Raw genomic sequence first — 18,873 nt, forward strand, 5'->3', positions numbered from 1 at the left:
GTTGGTGGTTAGTGGTTGATTATTCCACTACCGACTAACAACTAACAACTATCAACTATTAACTAGCCATTAACTCATGTCTAAACTACTGTTACTTATAGGTCTTCCTGGCAGTGGTAAATCAACTCTAGCCAAGCATTTGCTATTAGATTGTCCCCAGATACGAATCATTTCTACCGATACTATCCGGGGACAATTATTTGGCGGTGAAGCAGTTCAAGGACCTTGGCTAGTTCTCTGGCGTGAAGTTTTGCGGCAATTCCGAGAAACGGTAGTGACTGATAATATAGCAATCTACGATGCTACTAATGCTCAGCGCCGCCAACGACGAGAAGCGATTGCTTCAGCCCGTGAAATAGGGTTTACTCACATCACAGGTATTTGGGTAGATACTCCAGTTTGGCTTTGTCTGGCACGGAATAAGAAACGCCAGCGTCAAGTTCCAGAAGAAGTCATATTTCGCATGCACCGCCAACTCCGCAATGCACCACCAAGTTTAGAGGAAGGACTTGATGATTTACTGAGATTTTCTCTTTAACCTTTAGAGTACGGGAATTGCACTTGCGCTGAGAGCAAAAACCGCACTTGATTTTCTTTAATCTTTGTTAATTTAATATCAGAATCTATAGAAAGGCTCTAAGAGAAGCTGTCGCGCTTCCAAGGGCTGAAAATGTATAAGAAAATTTAATGGGAATTTCTATAGGAGGCTGGTAAATGGCTTCAACTGATTTCAAAGACTACTACGCAACATTGGGAGTTAGTAAAACTGCCAGTCAAGAAGAAATTAAGCAAGCTTTTCGTAAATTAGCTCGCAAATACCATCCTGATGTGAACCCCGGTAATAAGCAAGCTGAGGCACGTTTTAAGGAAATTAACGAAGCTTACGAGGTTTTGTCAGATTCAGACAAACGCAAAAAGTATGACCAATTTGGTCAGTACTGGAAACAAGCATCTGAAGGGTTTCCGTCTGGTGGTGGCGTCGGAGTTGACATGGGCGGTTTTGACTTCAGCCAATATGGAAGTTTTGATGAATTTATCAGTGAATTATTAGGACGCTTTGGCGGAAGTGCTAATCCTCGTAGTGGACGACAAGCTTACAGCTACAGTACATCTACAGGTAGACCTGGTGGTTTTGGTGGCTTTAGTGACTATGGAACTCAAGATATGGGTTCTGCTGGTGCTACCCAAGATAGTGAAGCGACAATTACCTTAAATTTTTCTGAAGCATTTCATGGCGTTCAAAAACACCTCAGTCTTGGTAGTGAGGTTATTGATGTTCGTATACCTGCAGGGGCAAAGACTGGGAGTCGTTTGCGTGTGAGGGGTAAAGGACCACTCAACCCTTTCACGCAACAAAGAGGAGATTTATATCTTAAGGTTGAACTTCAACCCCATTCTTTATTTCAATTTGAAGGTGATAACTTGGTATGTGAAATACCTATTACACCTGACGAAGCTGTTTTGGGAACATCTGTTGAAGTCCCAACACCTGATGGCATGGTTACTGTTAAAATTCCTGTCGGAGTCAGATCTGGTCAGTCTTTGCGCTTACGTGGTAAAGGATGGCCTCAACCCAGGGGAGGACGTGGCGACCAGTTGATTAAAGTGGCGATCGTACCACCTAAAGATATCACTTCTCAAGAACGGGAGTATTACGAAAAACTCCGCGATCTGCGTACATTTAATCCCCGTACCAATCTACAACATATTAGGTTGTAATCTCACCAACAACTAACCACTAACTACTAACCACTAACATCAAATGATGCTAGCAATTTCTCAACGCTAGCATTATGGTCAAGAAATGAGAATAGATGTTTGTAGAGGAGTTTGCCATCTTTATCTAATACAAATTGTGCTGGTAAGGGTGCTCCTAAAGCTTGCCCAACTTCGTATGTTTGAAATACGCGGCAACTTGGGTCGCTCAATAATGGCATTTTCAACTTTAAATCTTGGACGACTATCTTACTTTGCCCTCGATCTGTAGTAGTAATTAGTAAAAGTTCTATCCCTCTATTTTGAAATTCTTCGTAGCGTTCATTGAGAGCTTTGATATGAGGAAAGCAAAAGGGACAATAATGTTTTTCTGTAAAAATTCTCGTAAAAGCAAGTATAACTGGTTGTTTGCTTCTGTAGTTTGATATTTTTACAGTTGTTCCGTTATTTATATCTGGAAGTTGAAAATCTGGTACAGTTTGCCCTACAACTAACCTATTGGTTGCGGGTATTGGTAGAAAGTTGCGAAAAAATCTCTCATTCAATAATCCGTTTAGACTCATTGAATTTATCATAAATTTAATCCTTAATGATTATCAATATGATTTTCAGTCGGTTTGCTTAATTTTCTTGTGGAACGGGCGTCCCCGCCCATTTGAGATATGAGGACAGGCAGGGACGCCCATCCCTCAGAGCAAATAAGTTATAGCGGTTCTCACTTGAAACCAATACAATTTGTGGGGCTGGCGAGGACGCTTGCCTAAAACGGGCGGGGACGCCCGTTCCACAAGACCATTATTTTCCACAAGACCATTATTTTCCACAAGACCATTGTTTTCCACAAGACCATTGTTTTCCACAAGACCATTGTTTTCCACAAGACCATTGTTTTCTACAAGACCATTGTTTTCCACAAGACCATTATTTAATGTATTGCACTCAACTGAGAACCGCTATATCTGTTGGAGATCCCTGAGATACTATACAGCAGAGAAGTACACTTTGGACTTCACGGGGTCGGGAACCATTGTCTTGTCACCTGGTTGCCAACCTGCGGGACAAACTTCATCAGGATGAGATTGAACGTATTGAATAGCTTGTAGTGTCCGCAAAGTTTCATCAACGTTACGACCAAAAGCTAGGTTGTTGATGGTAGCGTGTTGGATAACACCCTCTTTATCAATAATGAACAAACCGCGTAAAGCAACACCAGCTGCTGGATCGAGAACGTTGTAAGCAGCGCTAATCTCTTTCTTGATGTCAGAAACTAGGGGGTAGTTTAAGTCTCCAACCCCACCAGACTTGCGATCTGTTTGAATCCACGCGAGGTGAGAAAACTCGCTGTCAACGGAAACACCAAGAATTTCAGTGTTAATTTGTTTAAATTCGTCGTAGCGATCGCTAAAAGCTGTGATTTCCGTGGGACAAACAAAGGTAAAGTCTAGGGGGTAGAAAAATAGTACGACGTACTTACCGCGATAGTCGGAAAGTTTGATTGTCTTGAATTCCTGATCTGCCACAGCAGTTGCTGTGAAGTCGGGAGCTTGTTGACCTACACGGAGGCATCCTTCTGATGGGTAACTAAGAGGCATTTACAAATATCTCCTTAAAATTACATCCGAAAGCGCGAAGGATAAAGTATGAAGTATGAAGGATTAAGTATTCACTTTTCCCTCAATGCTTTATCTTTATCTCTCAGACTTTGTTGAAAGTCCCTAACAGTTTAATTGCAATCTGTTACGACTATATCATAGTCATAACGATTTTGAGTAGCAAATGGTTGATTTAGATACAAGAGAATGGTTACTAACCAATGGCTTAGGAAGTTTTGCCAGTGGTACAGTGTCGGATATCCGCACTCGGACATATCATGGCTGGTTGTTTGCCGCCACTAGTCCACCTTCAGGGCGTACCCTGCTGCTGTCACATATAGAAGCTAGCCTCGAACTTCCAAACCGAGTTATAGCACTAGGGACAAATTTTTGGGGAAGCGGTGAAATTGAGCCAAAAGGTTATCACCTCCTGCGCCACTTTGAGATTAACCCAGTGCCAAAATGGATCTGGGGAGAAGAGGACTGGCAAATCGCAAGGCTTTTGGTCATGCCCTATGGATTTGAAGGGAGTAGGGAAAAAGAATCCGATCTCCACTCCTCTATGAGTCATCGGGTTTTGATTCAGTATCGTTATGAGGGAACAGATGTTTCTACTCTAAGGCTACGAGTACTTGTGAGCGATCGCGATTTTCACCACCAACAGAAAGCCATTCCAGAATTACAGTTTTCCCAAATGTTAGGGCAACAGCAAGTTTGCTTGCAAGCCATTATTTCTAGGAGTTTTGGTACGCCTTGGCAGTTGCGCTGGACGCACGGAGAGTATCAAGCTGATGCAGTTTGGTATTGGAATTACGGTTTGCCTGAAGAAACATTGCGAGGATTGGGCGATCGAGAAGATTTGTTCAGCCCTGGTTACTTAAGCGTGCGTCTCAATCCTGGTGATGCCGTGACACTGGAAGCAAGAGTGGGTTTTCCAAACGAATCGCAAGGCACTCTCACCTCAGATACTTTTGTAGAAGCACAAGAAGCAGAACAAGAGCGATTGTCTCAAATTTTTGGATGGAAGGGAGGGACTGGGGACTGGAGATTGGGGATTGGGGATTGGGAAGTACCCCAGTCCCCAGTTCCCAATCCCCAATCCCCAATATGGAAACAACTCCTACAAGCTGCCGATCGATTTATTGTTTATCGTGCGTCAATTGATGGTCCTACTGTCATTGCTGGATATCACTGGTTCAATGACTGGGGACGCGATACCTTAATTGCTTTACCTGGGTTAGCACTTGTTCCACAGCGATATAATTTAGCAAAAGGGCTTTTGCAAACCTTTGGGCGTTACTGCCACGCTGGTTTGATTCCCAATGCGTTTCCTGATATTGGTGGGGAGCCGTTTTATAACAGTCTTGATGCAGCACTGTGGTGGGTCGAAACTTTGGGGCTTTATTTAGAAGCTACTCAAGACTGGCAATTTTTAGCGGAGCAGTACCCCATAGTACAACAGATCTATAAAGCTTTTATTGGAGGAACTCGCTACAACATACAAGTTGATTCTACGGATTGGCTAGTGGGGTGGTACGCACGTCATGTAGCTCTGACTTGGATGGACGCGGTGGTTGCAGGAGAACCTGTGACTCCCCGTCGTGGTAAGCCAATTGAAATTAATGCTTTGTGGTACTCAGCGTTATGTTGGGCAAATCGATGGGCAGAGATTTTGAGCGAGCATAGTACACCTGAAGATTCCGCACGTTTTGCAAAACAAGCATTACGTTATGGGCAACAGGCACAACAGGTAAAAGCTTCGCTGCAAAAATATTGGAATTTTCAATTGGGGTACTTGTATGACACTATTGAGCCAGACGATCGCCGCAATTGTCAAATTCGACCCAATGCAGTTATTGCATTGTCTCTTAGCCATTGCGCGTTTTCGCAAAAGCAGGGACAGCAAATACTTGACGTAGCTCGTTCTCACCTGCTTACTCCCTATGGATTGCGTACTCTTGCTCCTACTGACTCTGAGTATATAGGTCAATATGAAGGGAATCCTCAACAACGCGATCGCGCATATCACCAGGGGACTGTTTGGAGTTGGCTCATTGGTCCTTTTAGCCGTGCTTGGGAACGTTTTTATCCTCAAAAGCCATTACCCTTTGATTGGCAACCTTTGTTAGAAAGCTTTCTGCATGATGGCTGTATCGGGTCTATCTCTGAAATTTTTGATGGTGACGAACCACATAAACCCAGGGGTGCGATCGCTCAAGCTTGTTCTGTTGCTGAGGTTATTCGACATATTAAATTATGAATTATGAGTTATGAATTGTGAGTTATGAATTATCCGAAACCTCGTACATTGCTCCGAGCGCTTCATAATTCATCATTTATCATTCATAATTCCTTAGTGGCTCAGGTCGGATTTGAACCAACGACCCCAGGCTTATGAGTCCCGTGCTCTAACCAACTGAGCTACTGAGCCTTAACATTCATTAGTCTCCCCTAATATAACATACAGACTTTTTCTTGACTACCTATGCCGAGCGCTAATTTTTAAGCTAATGGCTAATGGTATCTAAAGCAATTAACTGTTAGGAACGAGCCATTAGCTTAAAAGTGTAATAGAGGGAGACTAACTCCCTCTGTTAGCAAAGTTTTCATTGAATTACAGCCCGCCCCTTATTGCAGGCGTTCTTTGGGGAGGAAAGCAATTGGATTTACTGCTGCCTTACCCGATGGGTGAACTTCAAAGTGCAGGTGAGGACCAGTACTAAAACCGGTACTACCCATCGCAGAAATTTGTTGTCCTTGTTGGATAGTTTGACCGGGTTGAACCAAAATACGGCTATTATGACCGTAACGTGTCATACTGCCATCAGGATGACGAATATCTACGAGGTAACCGTAACCACCGTTATTCCAACCAGCCCTTTCAACAACACCTGCAGATGCTGCATGAATTGGCGTACCAATTGAGTTAGCAATGTCTATGCCCTTGTGCATTCTTCCCCAGCGAGGACCAAAACCAGAAGTGAGGACACCTTTAGCTGGCCATATATAACCATTAGCGGAGGTAGAAGGAGGGGGTAGATTTTCGTCAATTGGTCTGGGTAGGTATCTATCGACTGCTGCCAAAGGTGGTAACTGTGGAGTAACAGTTGTACCTCGCATAGTTCCCAGCATCTCGGAAGCATTCATCCCTTTTGAAGGAGTTGCCACTCGTTGCTCGCGCAGTAACTCTGGATTAATGGGTTCGTTTGCGAATCGGCGATTGTTAGCAGGTTTAACGGGTTGACGGTTCGCGTTACCAGTCATTGGCTTGGGCACTGGAATGGATATTGCACCATTGGCTTTGGGCGCTGAATACTGTAACGACGCACTGTTTGGTGTTGGAACCTGAATTTGTACTACATTCTCATTCTCACTGGAATGAGACACTGTAACTGGAACATTATCTGTTTCAGCTACTGCTGGAACAACAACATTGCCAGATTGCTGAGCGCGGTATTTCTCCCGTAGTTTGTTAATTTCTAATTGTAAGCTGCGAAGACGTTGAGAATCCCGAGCTTTTCTTGCCTCTGGGGATTGAGATTTCTGGGCTTCTCTCATTTCGGTAAAAACTTTTGGCACTGGGGCATCACCACCAACACCTAAAGAAGTAGCCGAAGAGTTGGCGTCAGAGTTTGTAGCAGAAGTTGCTTTGCGCTCTGTTGTCGCTCCTGTCTTAACAGAACTATCTGCAATAACTGCTGTTGGGAAGGTTACGTTGCTATTGCCAAGAACTAAGCTGTTAGTATTACCTTGTGCAATTTGATTTTTCCGAACGGAATCATCAGCAACGATTGGGGTCTTCACAGGGACAGTGGCATTGTTCTCAATCGCTTTATCGGTAGTTGTTGCCGCAATTCTGTTTTTCCAAGAGGGGTTGTTTGGAACAACTGCTGTTGGAGTTGCAACACTGCTGCTGTTAGCAATTGAGTTGCTGACACTATCTTGGGATGTAGCACTACTGCCGAAAATAGCAGGGCTTTGGGGAGTTGCGTTTGGCGTTTGCGGACGTGCTATCGCCAGTGGAATGGAAGTGTTGCTGTTCTCTATGGCAGGAACTTTCAGTTGTTGATTAATCCGGAGTTGATTTGGATTGTTAAGATTGTTTACCTTAACGAGTTCTGAAACTGAAGTGTTGTATTTGCTAGCAATATCAGCTAATGTATCTCCAGGTTTGACTTCGTAGCTTGCAGAGTCTTTTTGCGCCAATGGCTTGACACCTAAAGCAGTTGGTACTTGTGTTGGTACCTTAGTTGTTTCCAACCTCTGCTTTAACCGCGAAATGAGTTTTTCTCTGTCTACATTGTTTGCAGTCTCTGATGGCTCTGTTACAGTGTTTCTCGCTTCTACTTGTGACCTGTTGTCAAGGACTGTTACCTGTGGTACTCCTGCTGGCACAACTGGTAAGGTTTCTTGAGCTTGATTTGACCGCAAGTCCTTAAGACTTTTTCTGAGACGGTCTGATTTTAGCTGTAATTGGTTCAACGCAAACTCTTGCTGCGCCTTCAGTTGAGCATTAACTTCTGGCTCTACTGCATTTTCTGCCTGAACTGCTTCTTGTTGAGCGGGTTCTGACATGGCTTGAGTTCCGACAAGACCCGAAGCACTAGAGAGCGTTTGTACGGTCTCTTCTTGCTTGATGTTTTGTTGTTGAACGGTGGATGCTTCTAGGGAAACGCTCTGTTCCTCGACCGCTTGAGATGAGTTAGAAACCGCTACTGGTACAGACACTGGCTGTACAGACGTCACCTTTGCCACACCTTGCCACTTAGCTCGTAGCTCAGCAACTTGGGAAACTGCTGTGGGTTCGACCACAGAAGGACTTTCTGGCAGACTCACCGATGATACGGTTGGAAGCTGCGGTTGAGTTGTGGGAGCCAACTTCACCTCGCTGTCAGAAGCAGAAGGAATCGTTGAGGCTGTATTCTGATTGCCTACTGGCTCTGCTGCTATGGCTCCATCGCTTTGACGAGTTACCAAAAGGCTAGTAGCACCCATGGAGATCGCCAAACCTATCATCGCCGCTTTTGTTGGTACCCGACGGCTGTTTCCCCGTGCGTGAATTGCGTTTACCTGCTCCACCGGAACATCATCGCTTTGGTTGTTTTCCAATTCAGCTTTTTCTTTCTTCTTCAATGCTCGTTTCAAAGAGGACCTCCTACGATCGCTAGCGCTTAACTGACCTTTTTTTCTGTCGGATACTAGTCAATGATTTAGATCACTATGAAAAATAGATCGAGATCACACATCAGAGATACTTACGCAAGATTACCTTGCTTCTCCGATTTAGACAAGTTCACACTGTATATCAAAAATTTAAATTTAAGAGTTAACTTGTCTGTCACATTGCTCACACCTTAAAACACACACCATATAAGTTTTTCTCTTTACAGTTGTCTCTAGATTTTTTTGTCTGAGTTAGTCGGGCTGTTTTTGTAGCCGTTGTCACCTCTTGCTACTAGATGCTGCAACTTCTCTCATAAAACTACACCCTGTTGTAGATATCTTCAAAGTTTTTCCATCTAATCCGTCTACCTCACACGCGACTTTACGTTGATTATTCCCTAAAAAACAACCGTATTAACTCGCAAACCATTTTTCTTGAGAATCAAATTACACTCGACGATACATAACTCAAATGCCTAATTTGACTGGTTTTCCAGGTTTTTGTTCCCCTGTTGCAGCACACCCTAAATTCATAAAAATCTATCGTTTTTCTCTGACTTATCGCCTCTAGATATATACAAATTTCTTATAGATCTCTATCTATGGTTTTAAGTATTTACCACTATTTTTTGAGGAAAATGATAAATTATTAGTATAATTTACAGCACTATTACCGCATAAGCAACTGCAAAATCTTTTTCCGCAAATTCTTTCTATAGAAAATATTAATTAACTTGAAGTCCGCAACTTTACCTAAGAACCCAAGCCCGTTTTTGAGTGCGGTATGACGTAAATAAAAAGCTGATTGACAACGAGCTAAAAGCTTATGTTCTAAGCTCTTGCGCCTTTTACCTTTTGCCCTCTGCCCTCTGCCTTATTATGTATCCCTACTGCAAATAATTAAGCTGACGGCGGGCTTCAAACAAACCTACTGCTACACTTACCGAAAGATTTAAGCTACGGACATTTTTTTCGTTCATTGGAATGTAGAGAGTGGTATCGCAAGCCGATATGACTTCAGGTGCTAACCCAGTCGTTTCGCTACCAAATAGCAACCAGTCATCGGGCTGGTATTGAAAGCTAACATAATTGCAATTCCCGCGAACACTGAAGCCCAGCCATCTTCCACCTCGCAACTGATGTACTGTTTTAAAAGCTTCTAGAGACTCGTGATAGTGGAGTTTGACATAAGGCCAGTAGTCCAATCCAGCTCTTTTCAAATAGCGATCGCTAATTTCAAACCCTAGAGGTCCGACCAAATGCAATTCAGTACCTGTAGCCGCACAAGTACGGGCAATATTCCCCGTATTGGGAGGGATCAATGGATTAACTAAGACGACTTGCGGCATTTGCGGAGGAATAAATATATTAGAACAAACAATGTATCATTTTTTTCAAATCTATCTATGGATAGAGGTCATATATAGCTTTTCTTTATAAATCTTTCTTTAATACTTATGATTAGAAATTTAAAATTACTACAGAATTTTTTTAGAACGCTTTTTCTCGTTCTCCACGCTTATGACATTTTTTTAAAAAATGTATATTTAAATTTAATATATAAAAAATTTATATAAAAGCGGGGTTGCTAGAAGAAAATCTATTGAATTGGCGATTGGGGAACTCAGGGCCCCCTCCTTGTTGAGGGGCAATGGGGACTAGGGACTAGGGATTGAGCATTGGTCTTTCCCCAGTCACTAATCCCCAATTCCCAGTCCCCAGTCCCTTACTAGATACTGACAGAAGAACACAATTTGTCTTCCAATTCGATTTCGCGATCCTTAGCTGCACTAATCGCTTGGGAAATAATGTGTTTTGGGCTAATACCTAAAGAGTAGAGTTGCAGCCATTGTTGGGCTTCATTGCCTTCTCGCAGAATTTTTTGTAGTGGTGAAAGGAAGCAGGCAAAACCATGTTGTTTGGCGATCGGCCATACATCCTGATAGATTTCACTAATCCAATCTCTAGCTGAGAGAGTTCTGCCATCTTGCCAATGCCTGAGTTGAGCATCAAGACTGGTAGCGGCAGCTGCTGCTTCATTCGCCATTGTGAGAGAGATGAGTTCCTCAGGTGAGAAAGTACTTTGAATTAAAGGATCTAACCGAGGGTTTTCGATAACTTGTAACAACCGTGCTTCTAAGAAAGCAGTGATGGCGAGTAACGCAACTGGATCTATAATTAGGTCGCAAATTCGTAACTCCAGACGGTTTAAGTCATAGGGACGGCGATCGCCATTTGGTCTCACTGACATCCACAAATGACGAACATTTTGCATTGTTCCAGCTGCTAACTGATTTTCCACCCATTGAACGTGGTGGGCGTGGCTTTCAAACAAAGGAACATAAGCAGGCGTTTGTGGAAAAATACCCCATCGAGTAGAATGATATCCAGTTGCTTTTCCATCTATAAAAGGAGATGAAGCGCTAAGAGCAAGGAACAATGGCGCTTCTACCCTAATAATTCGGCACGCCCGCATTAATAATTCCAGATCGCTGATCCCGATATTAATATGAACGCTAGCTGTAACGACTTTAGTGCCGTAACTTTGCTCGATATAATCGTGATAGGGATTAGTTGGATCGGAGCGAAAAAAGTGAGTGCTATCACCCAAAGATAAAGAACTTCCTGGGATAAGGGTATAGTCACCCAATTGCTTGATATAATTTCGCAACTTTACACGAGGCTGTAGTAAAGCACACAACAGTTGTTCATAACTTTCTGCCGGAGCCGTTGTGTATTCTACATTGCGATTATCTGGCTCGCGTACAAATCCATCCAAAGATGTAACAATCTTGTCGGAGAGACCGACGATCTCACCATTGGCTGTACCAGTGTACATTTCTACTTCAAAGCCTTTTAACAGCACCTTAATCATTCCCCTCGGCTCTCCATACTTCTAAAATTGTATCTGGAATCACGAAATTTCTGCATCTTACGTTTGAGTTACTTAACAACACAAACGATATACTTCGCTAGCCGCACGATGCACGAGGGAGTGACGCCATACGAGGGATTTCATATCATCAGCATAACCACCACCAATGACACAGGCAGTAGGGTAACCAGCCGCAACACAAGTACTCAAAACCTGCATTTCACGTCGAAAAATACCTGTATCTGTGAGTGCTAATTTTCCCAATCTGTCACCTATATGAGGGTCAACACCAGCGTCGTAAAATACTATATCTGGCTTGACAAAAGACAGTAAATCTGGTAATTGATTGGCTAATGTTTGCAAATAAGCATCATCTTCCATTCCCACTGGCAAAGGAACATCTAAATCGCTTTTCTGTTTTGTACCGGGAAAATTGACTTCACAATGCATTGAGAAAGTAAACACGCTGTCATCTTCTTGAAAAATAAAAGCAGTGCCATCTCCTTGATGTACGTCTAAGTCCACTATCAAAATTTTTTGAACGAGACCGAGTTTTTGCAACACGCGGGCTGCAATAGCCAGATCGTTGAAAATGCAAAAACCAGATCCGTAACTGGGAAAAGCATGGTGAGTTCCGCCTGCAGTATTGCAAGCCAACCCGTTTTGAAGTGCGAGTTGAGCAGTGAGAATAGTACCGCCCACCGCTACACAGGTACGATTGACTAGTGCAGGACTCCAAGGTAAGCCGATGCGCCGTTGCGCTTTGGCATCCAAAGTACCTTCACAGTAAGCTTGAACGTACTCTGTAGTGTGAACTAACTCGATAAATTCCTGTGGTGGGCGTGAGGGTGTATGAAATTGTTCTTTTTGTGCCACACCATCGTGTAGTAGTAGTTCGTAAAGTAATCTAAACTTGGGCATCGGGAAGCGATGACCTTCGGGTAATGGGGCAACGTAATCGGGATGGTAAACAATAGGTAAATCCATATCACTACTATTGAACCTTTTATACTTTCTATTTCATAAAAAGCCCGTTTAGTAGTATTGTCGATACGGGTTAATTCCAGTATATGTGACCAAGATAGGGTAGTAAATAAGCGTTGGTAATAGTTACTGTCTTGCCATGAAAGAGAAGGGTGTTGTAGCTCGCGTGCTAGAAGTGCAGGGAATAGGTTTTGTGGTGTGGTTTTAAATTCGGCAGACACTGTCTGCCGAATTATAGTATTATTTACTGGTAAACTAATTAATGGTAAAAAAGCTGACAAGTTTTCATCACTAGCCAAGCTAGGATAAGTCAAGGCGAATTGTCGAAAGTTTTGTAAATTACAGTTTGATAGCCCTTTAATGTTTCGATTTTTTAAATCGTCAGCAAGTTTTTTGAGTAACTGCGTGCCATATACAGCTCGATCATTTGCGTAACGTTCTCCTTGACGCATAATATTTAACTGACCGCTCCCCACTGTAGCTAGAGCGGAACTAGAAATAATGATTCTATGGGGATGAATACTATTTTATCTACTATTAGATGCGATCGCCAATGGAGAAATTATCTTAATCCTCAGTAATAAATCATCTGTCGTCTCTAAAAATAGTGAAATTTTTTCATAAAAAATGGTGTAAAAGTAATGGAAAATGGGGACAATTGTGTCCCCATTTTCCGAATTAAGGAGGTGATTTATTGAATCAAAACGGTAACGGTCATCAAGGTTTTTGAAATCCAATTAAAGTCTTTATCCGTACTCTTCTAAGACTATGGGAGAAGCAGGATAAAGTATCTGGTGAAACATACCTTGTTGATTCGAAAGTTGTCGAAAGTGACTTAGATGATGTGGCTGACAAACCACAACAAAGGTCACAAAATGATGACAACTAATTAAAACGATAGCCCCTAACTTACCCTTGGGGGCTATCTTCCTTAATAATTTTACACTTTTATGAAATATGTCAGACTTTAGCACTACGATTGTACGTCCGTTGTACTACAGAATTATTGAGCGTCGGGGTAATGGTTGGGCTTTTAAGGAAGGTACACCATTCATCAACTTTTTGAATGCTCCTTTACTCTCTCATGAAGATATATATGCAGCTTTTGGGACTTCAATGAAAAAAGTAGCAATCGCGCTTTTCCGCATTAATGGTGGAAAGCAGGGTTACTACATTGCAAATATATTAGATAAACAATATTACTATTGCGGTACTCAGTGGGAGGATGTAAAAACTAAGCTAAAGGAATTAGGAATTGGGAGAGACGACCCATTTCAGGATAAAGATTAGGCTTAATTGATTCCAGCACCACAGTCGTTTGTCCTGTGTACTATCAAATTATTCAGCGTAGAGGCAATGATTGGGCTTTTAATCTGGAAATCAGCACCAAGATCTAGACTAAGCAACAAGAAACGACCCAGCAGTGTCAGTCAGATCTCGAATTTCGCCTCAAGACTGCATCTTCTTTGCTTCTCCCTGCAAAATCCCAATAATCGTCCGCGTTACAAACTCCAAATCCTGCGGTACTCGATGCAGTGGTAAATATTCCACCACATGATGTGCTGCGCGATCGTACAAACCAAATCGCCAAATTTCCCCGGTTGAAACTGCACCGTATAAAATCGGATTCTCACTTTCTACCCAGCGATCGAGCGCAATCAATTCAACAGCGAGCTGAGTAAAGCCTTTGGTCAAATCCGATTGTTTTGCTTCAATAATCAGAAGATGACTCGGACTGGGAATATAGTAATCTAGGGAGCCTTTTAACCAATTGCTCACACTAACCGTATACTCAATATTAATTGAATAGTCTAAAAGATCGCAAATGCGATCGAGCAATGGAAAAATTAATGCCTCCCGTCGGGCTTGTTCAGTAGTTGTATTCACCCGTTTCAGTCTGCGCCGCGTACTCTCTTGCAGTTCAGCTAACCAATCTAATTCACGTTGCGTGTAGGGGAGATCTTCGCGATCGGTGCGCTCGAACGTACAGCCCAAATCTGCCAAAATATCTTCAGGTGAGTAAGGCAAATCAAAATACTTGCTAAAGGTATAGGACTCGTTTGGATCTAAAACCTTGGGCACGGTGTCGATCTCCTGATTAAAACAGTATGCCTATTCTATCGAAGCCAGTGGGCGATAAGCCGAAGGCATAAGAAGGGTGCTGTCCTCAAAGTGGTGAAATACTCAGACTTCCGCGCACTCTTCTAGTAGAAGCGATCGCATATGGTTTTCTTTGTAAGATACTATAAAGGGGTACACAAAACTGGCGTAGCGATCGGGAGTTAACGTATGCAAGCAATTCTGTTAAGTCGTGAAGAGGTTGCTCAACGGGCAAAGCAACTATATGAAAGCAGAATCCGCCAGGAAGTGGAGGTAGAAGAAAATATCGGCAAGATGGTCATCATTGACATTGAAACAGGTGACTATGAAGTTGATGAAACTGGGTTGAAAGCATCGCACATCCTTATGGAGAAGCATCCAAACGCTCGACTCTTTGGTATTCGCATTGGATATAACGTTGCGGTCTCCTTTGGTGGTGTCATGGAGCGTGTCCATAAGTGATTTCTGGACTCGTGACTGATAGATATGCGGTTGTTGCTTTGACGTTCCTCTTGCCAAATGGCTCAACTATATCGATTGAGTTCGTCATCGACACAGGTTTTACGGGGTATCTTTGTCTGCCTCCAGAAGCGGTTTCATTGATGCGCTTGCCTTTCATCCATGACGTTCCCGCAAATTTGGCGGACAATAGCGAAGCTTTACTACCAATCCACGAAGCGGTTATCCTTTGGGATAGTGAAGAAAGACAAGTTCTGGTAGTTGCAACTGGGAGGCGACCCTTGCTTGGAACTGCTTTGCTGGATGAGCAAGAACTCGTCATTCAGTTTACAGAGGGCGGGTTAGTGATGATCGACGAGTTGTAAATGCCAATTTAACGTGATGCTAAAGCAGGCTAATAACCCGGTTGGAGCGGACTACAGCAAACTCTACTCCTACCTATTATTATGAAGAGCGCTGTCCTTAAAGTGGTAAAATACTGAGACTTCCGCGCACTCCTCTAGTAGAAGCGATCGCATATGATTTAATGAGACATCTTGCTACTGACGAGCGTTATTCTCATGAGGGTAAGATGTATGGAGTCTTGCTAGTGTAACTATCTTCGGGAGAACAACGGATACTCAAAGCTTTCTCCGATCTGTTGAATGATAGCAGTGCCAATAAGTTTTCGTCACCATAATCGTTAGCAAACTTATTATAAAAATTCCTTAACTTACTACCTCAAATGGAATTGACATCACAGCTAACTTGTTTGTATCAACCCCACGTTCTCCGTCAGGAAGTTGGATATTATTGGCACTCGTTGCACTGCGAGTGGTTCTGTCTAAATCATCAAGTAAGTTATTAGTTAAACCTAAAAAATCGTCTCCGGTTACTGTTATTGGACTGCGTTTACCTGCTTGTCCTTGGGAATCTGCAAGTGTTTTTAGTTTGTCAAGTAAATCGCGTAATGGTGTTGGACTGGCGATGATAAGTATTTCTGAAAAACCCAATGGTTCACCAATATTTATCCTTGTTCCGGTACTTTGATGTTCGGGCTTGGGAATTAATACTTTACTTCCTGCTTCTATTGATGCAGCTAATATAGTGTCCTCCATCCAATCGTAAGGGAAGAGAATATCCATTCCTCCGGCGCTATCTATGCCTAAAATACTGACGTAAAGGGGTACTATTTCTTTATTGTGAATCTGAAAGGTAATTTTCGTTTTTAAGGGCAATTTTGGTATACCGGAATCGGAAATATTTACTGGTTTTGTTGGTGTCGGTCGGTTTTCTGTTTCATTATTTAGCTTGACACCACGAGTTGTAAAAGTCTCGGCGAGGGGTTCCTGACTATCAGCAATAATCATCGAAACAGAAATACTGATTTTTGATGTATTTTTATTGCCAAGGATGTTTTTAACAATTCTAGCAGCCCAGAATGATTGAAGTTTTGGTTGTAAGCGTTTAACTGCGGCATTTACTGTTTCTCCTGCATTGCCAAAGGAGTTAACAATAATGGCATCTAAGGTAGGTGTAAATAAACCAAAGCTACCCACTGCAGGTAAATTTGGTATGCGTTGTTTCTGTAATTCCTGATATTTGGCTTGAGTCATGCGAGCAAATATATATTGCACTTCCTTTTGTCGTAGAGGTAGGGCTTCAATGCTGGGTATTGCCTGTAGTGCTTGTTTCGCCTGAGCAATAGTGTTACTATTAAGAGAACTGTCATCTAATCCGATTTTTAAAGTTATATTTTTCGGGATAGTGCGGATACGTTCTTGTAAAAGCGTTCCTTTTGCTAATGGTGTTTGTGTACGTGAGGTGTTGAGTAGTTTACCTTTAGCAAATAAGCCATTACGTGATTCAATTTGCACCTGTCCGCGTGGTTCTCCTTTTTCATCGACAACTGTTAAAGTTGCGCTTTTGTTAAAACCTTCTATACTTTGGGATTCAATTCCACCCAACCATAAATTTACTTGGTTGCCATTCACACCGCTGACTACAGCTTCTGCGGGAATTTTTCTCGGATATAAAAAGTATAATGGGGTGTTAACATTTTTGATATTCCTTTCTATTTCTGCTTCTTGAAAACCGCCTGTGTTCATGGATAAATACCAAGCATTGCGGCTAACACTTGCGAAAGTTCTTGCAAAAAATTCATTTCTATTTAGCTGCCAAAGATATTGAGTTAAAGCGTAGGTAAAAGCCCCTGCACTGAAATCACTAAATTGACCATCTACAGCAAATTGGTCGCGTTTTGCAGCTGCAATTACGATTCCTTTAGCAACGTTTTGACGGCGTTTGTTGATAAATTCTGTTTGTGAAAGTCCGGTTTTCGCCAATAATTTACCCTGTTTTTCATATTCTGCGGGACTGGGTAAGAAATTACTTCCACCATCACGGGAACGAACAGCAAAATTTCCCCGTTTTGTCCCCCCTGAGTGACAGCAATCTAACACCACGGTGACGTTTTCGGTTTGCAATGCGTACATGAGTAAAAACAGCGTGTGTCCCATGATATCTTGCACCACACCACCATTTGGAGGTAAGGAACTATCAACCGGGACAATTGTACCGTTGACTCCATCGGGCATATCTTTGTCTCTGTCTTTTACCCGCGAACCATGTCCAGAAAAGTGGAATAACACTACATCACCAGGTTTGGCTTGCTTGATGAGGTGTTCGTCAAATGCTTGTAAAATCTTTTGGCGTGTGGCTTGTGCGTCGGTTAAAGTGAGAATATTTTTTTCGTTAAAATCAAAGCGATTGATTAGTAACTCTTGTTGCAAGGAAACGTCAGTTACGCAACCTTGTAGAGGGGGTATACCATTCTTATAATCGTTAATTCCCACAAGTAACTGTACGTTCGCTTATTTTATGAGGGGGGACGAATTAAAACCTTAGTGTGTAAGGTTTTAACGTGATTCTGGATCTGACGATCGTGATACCATGTAATACTTGGAAAAAGATTTGTCAGCTTAACGGTGTATTACACGGAAAAAAGGAAGCAGATTATCCGTGTAATATATGGAGAGCGGAGAATGCACAAAAAAGATTTTAAGAGCACAGGCTCTTCGGTGTAATACATGGAAGAAAAGTGCTATTCAAATAGGACTTACGGTGTAATACACGGTTGAGGCTGATGTTGAAATGGGACATTCAATTCCGTGTCTTATTGTCAAGGAGTGCTGATTTTATAGGGGTAAGACGTAATTATGTAAAGTTTTGCACTTGTTCTAGCTGATAAAGGGACTCAGGCATTTTTATTAAGGAGAGAATTTGTTTTTGCAGATCGGACAGAGGCGTGATGAAGATGGTAGAATCAGGGAGAAAATAGAGAGTTAAATTGCAAAAAGCCTTAAGCATTCGCTCCGCAGATGGGCGATTGGTTTTTCGCTTTGGATTGCCATCATAAAGACCAGAAGACAGATTGTTGAGTTTGCTCAAGAGCTAGCCGTACCACAAACTCCATTACTGTAAATACGCGCAAAGCTATGTTCAAAATGAACATTAAGCCAGTAATTCGGTCTTCGTTTTGGAAGTAAATGGGTAAGGCGGGCAAAGAACCTCTTTTAAAACGGTGAAACCCACGCTCCAAAAGCCATTCATCCCGGTAATACATTACAGCTTGTGGTAAGGTCATTCGAGTGGTCGGAGCATTGGTGACATACAATCGCCATCCTGCCAAGGTTTCTGCTTCCTTAATCGCAGTATCAATCGGATGTATATGAAGTTGAAGACAGATCTTAGTCACGGACTCAGTTGGAGAGTTTTTTGATGGTCGTCCCCGTCCGACATGGCGAGTTTGGTGAGTGATTTCTTCTGTAATTGTGGTTGAGAAAAAATCGTTGACACGATAGCGCGTGAGAATGTTTTCTACTTTCTGGGTGAGTTGCCCCCGATCCTCTCCTGGTTTGGCTGCTAATTTATCCAGAGCAGTTTGTGCACTGTTAATGCGTTGCTGTTGACCACGGATAATAGATGCTGCAAGGCTTTGGGAAT

At 42.5% G+C, this 18,873-nt stretch carries 15 protein-coding genes, 1 tRNA gene and 2 pseudogenes; 7 read left to right on the forward strand and 11 right to left on the reverse strand.

Annotated features, from left to right (window positions below; all coding sequences use genetic code 11):
- Nucleotides 1-76: 76 nt before the first annotated feature.
- Both ACKTT2_RS13665 and ACKTT2_RS13670 read left to right on the forward strand, forming a co-directional pair.
- On the forward strand, nt 77-538 hold the full coding sequence (locus ACKTT2_RS13665; RefSeq protein WP_407887659.1) for an AAA family ATPase: 462 nt from the start codon (nt 77-79) through the stop codon (nt 536-538).
- 176 nt (nt 539-714) lie between these two features.
- Complete coding sequence (locus ACKTT2_RS13670) at nt 715-1,719, forward strand: DnaJ C-terminal domain-containing protein (RefSeq protein WP_407887661.1); 1,005 nt, start codon at nt 715-717, stop codon at nt 1,717-1,719.
- A 26-nt stretch (nt 1,720-1,745) separates the two neighbouring features.
- Here the strand turns inward: ACKTT2_RS13670 and ACKTT2_RS13675 are convergent, their stop codons facing one another.
- From ACKTT2_RS13675 to ACKTT2_RS13685, 3 genes are all read right to left on the reverse strand, one after another.
- Nucleotides 1,746-2,291, reverse strand: a complete 546-nt coding sequence (locus ACKTT2_RS13675; RefSeq protein WP_407887663.1) for a peroxiredoxin family protein — start codon at nt 2,289-2,291, stop codon at nt 1,746-1,748.
- Nucleotides 2,292-2,405: 114 nt separating this feature from the next.
- On the reverse strand, nt 2,406-2,630 hold the full coding sequence (locus ACKTT2_RS13680; RefSeq protein WP_407887665.1) for a hypothetical protein: 225 nt from the start codon (nt 2,628-2,630) through the stop codon (nt 2,406-2,408).
- Between the two features lie 66 nt (nt 2,631-2,696).
- Entirely contained in the window at nt 2,697-3,308 is a 612-nt protein-coding gene (locus ACKTT2_RS13685) for a peroxiredoxin (RefSeq protein WP_407887667.1), read from the reverse strand.
- Between the two features lie 184 nt (nt 3,309-3,492).
- Between ACKTT2_RS13685 and ACKTT2_RS13690 the strand changes: the two genes are divergently transcribed.
- On the forward strand, nt 3,493-5,568 hold the full coding sequence (locus ACKTT2_RS13690; RefSeq protein WP_407887669.1) for an amylo-alpha-1,6-glucosidase: 2,076 nt from the start codon (nt 3,493-3,495) through the stop codon (nt 5,566-5,568).
- Between the two features lie 97 nt (nt 5,569-5,665).
- Here ACKTT2_RS13690 and ACKTT2_RS13695 read toward each other — a convergent pair.
- From ACKTT2_RS13695 to ACKTT2_RS13715, 5 genes are all read right to left on the reverse strand, one after another.
- A tRNA-Met gene (locus ACKTT2_RS13695) sits at nt 5,666-5,739 on the reverse strand.
- Nucleotides 5,740-5,936: 197 nt separating this feature from the next.
- Nucleotides 5,937-6,455 carry a M23 family metallopeptidase gene (locus ACKTT2_RS13700; protein ID WP_407887688.1) on the reverse strand — a complete coding sequence of 173 codons (519 nt, stop codon included), beginning with the start codon at nt 6,453-6,455 and terminating at the stop codon, nt 5,937-5,939.
- A 2,903-nt stretch (nt 6,456-9,358) separates the two neighbouring features.
- Nucleotides 9,359-9,820, reverse strand: coding sequence for a tRNA (cytidine(34)-2'-O)-methyltransferase (locus ACKTT2_RS13705; RefSeq protein ID WP_407887671.1), 462 nt, complete (start codon nt 9,818-9,820; stop codon nt 9,359-9,361).
- Between the two features lie 380 nt (nt 9,821-10,200).
- A complete protein-coding gene (gshA, locus tag ACKTT2_RS13710; RefSeq protein WP_407887673.1) occupies nt 10,201-11,346 on the reverse strand; it encodes a glutamate--cysteine ligase in 1,146 nt (381 codons plus the stop codon).
- A gap of 72 nt (nt 11,347-11,418) precedes the next feature.
- The gene (locus ACKTT2_RS13715) at nt 11,419-12,333 is read right to left on the reverse strand and encodes a histone deacetylase family protein (RefSeq protein WP_407887675.1); all 915 of its coding nucleotides are present in this window, start codon (nt 12,331-12,333) and stop codon (nt 11,419-11,421) included.
- A 954-nt stretch (nt 12,334-13,287) separates the two neighbouring features.
- Here ACKTT2_RS13715 and ACKTT2_RS13725 point away from each other — a divergent pair.
- Nucleotides 13,288-13,620, forward strand: coding sequence for a hypothetical protein (locus ACKTT2_RS13725; protein WP_407887677.1), 333 nt, complete (start codon nt 13,288-13,290; stop codon nt 13,618-13,620).
- 159 nt (nt 13,621-13,779) lie between these two features.
- On the opposite strand, the gene ACKTT2_RS13730 is transcribed toward ACKTT2_RS13725, so the two are convergent.
- The gene (locus ACKTT2_RS13730) at nt 13,780-14,412 is read right to left on the reverse strand and encodes a hypothetical protein (RefSeq protein ID WP_407887679.1); all 633 of its coding nucleotides are present in this window, start codon (nt 14,410-14,412) and stop codon (nt 13,780-13,782) included.
- Nucleotides 14,413-14,619: 207 nt separating this feature from the next.
- Between ACKTT2_RS13730 and ACKTT2_RS13735 the strand changes: the two genes are divergently transcribed.
- The 3 genes and pseudogenes from ACKTT2_RS13735 to ACKTT2_RS13745 form a co-directional block, all read left to right on the forward strand.
- Nucleotides 14,620-14,892, forward strand: coding sequence for a hypothetical protein (locus ACKTT2_RS13735; protein ID WP_407887681.1), 273 nt, complete (start codon nt 14,620-14,622; stop codon nt 14,890-14,892).
- An 11-nt stretch (nt 14,893-14,903) separates the two neighbouring features.
- Nucleotides 14,904-15,254: a clan AA aspartic protease gene (locus ACKTT2_RS13740; protein ID WP_407887683.1), complete on the forward strand. Its 351-nt coding sequence runs from the start codon at nt 14,904-14,906 to the stop codon at nt 15,252-15,254.
- A gap of 110 nt (nt 15,255-15,364) precedes the next feature.
- Nucleotides 15,365-15,544: pseudogene (locus ACKTT2_RS13745) on the forward strand (RluA family pseudouridine synthase); the annotation flags it as partial.
- 52 nt (nt 15,545-15,596) lie between these two features.
- Here ACKTT2_RS13745 and ACKTT2_RS13750 read toward each other — a convergent pair.
- Together ACKTT2_RS13750 and ACKTT2_RS13755 are read right to left on the reverse strand one after the other, a co-directional pair.
- Entirely contained in the window at nt 15,597-17,723 is a 2,127-nt protein-coding gene (locus ACKTT2_RS13750) for a caspase family protein (RefSeq protein ID WP_407887685.1), read from the reverse strand.
- A gap of 361 nt (nt 17,724-18,084) precedes the next feature.
- Nucleotides 18,085-18,873, reverse strand: a pseudogene (locus tag ACKTT2_RS13755) (IS1634 family transposase); the annotation flags it as partial.

Origin of the sequence: Scytonema hankhaensis NUACC26 (genome assembly GCF_045865695.1) — a bacterium.
In the GTDB taxonomy this organism is placed as follows: Bacteria; Cyanobacteriota; Cyanobacteriia; order Cyanobacteriales; family Nostocaceae; genus Scytonema.

What these genes read in the sequence shown, in the direction of transcription:
- ACKTT2_RS13685 (WP_407887667.1), bottom strand. Translation starts at nt 3,308, where the DNA reads ATGCCTCTTAGTTACCCATCAGAAGGATGCCTCCGTGTAGGTCAACAA.
- ACKTT2_RS13690 (WP_407887669.1), top strand. Translation starts at nt 3,493, where the DNA reads ATGGTTGATTTAGATACAAGAGAATGGTTACTAACCAATGGCTTAGGA.
- ACKTT2_RS13705 (WP_407887671.1), bottom strand. Translation starts at nt 9,820, where the DNA reads ATGCCGCAAGTCGTCTTAGTTAATCCATTGATCCCTCCCAATACGGGG.
- ACKTT2_RS13665 (WP_407887659.1), top strand. Translation starts at nt 77, where the DNA reads ATGTCTAAACTACTGTTACTTATAGGTCTTCCTGGCAGTGGTAAATCA.
- ACKTT2_RS13725 (WP_407887677.1), top strand. Translation starts at nt 13,288, where the DNA reads ATGTCAGACTTTAGCACTACGATTGTACGTCCGTTGTACTACAGAATT.
- ACKTT2_RS13700 (WP_407887688.1), bottom strand. Translation starts at nt 6,455, where the DNA reads ATGAATGCTTCCGAGATGCTGGGAACTATGCGAGGTACAACTGTTACT.
- ACKTT2_RS13735 (WP_407887681.1), top strand. Translation starts at nt 14,620, where the DNA reads ATGCAAGCAATTCTGTTAAGTCGTGAAGAGGTTGCTCAACGGGCAAAG.
- ACKTT2_RS13675 (WP_407887663.1), bottom strand. Translation starts at nt 2,291, where the DNA reads ATGATAAATTCAATGAGTCTAAACGGATTATTGAATGAGAGATTTTTT.
- ACKTT2_RS13715 (WP_407887675.1), bottom strand. Translation starts at nt 12,333, where the DNA reads ATGGATTTACCTATTGTTTACCATCCCGATTACGTTGCCCCATTACCC.
- gshA (WP_407887673.1), bottom strand. Translation starts at nt 11,346, where the DNA reads ATGATTAAGGTGCTGTTAAAAGGCTTTGAAGTAGAAATGTACACTGGT.
- ACKTT2_RS13670 (WP_407887661.1), top strand. Translation starts at nt 715, where the DNA reads ATGGCTTCAACTGATTTCAAAGACTACTACGCAACATTGGGAGTTAGT.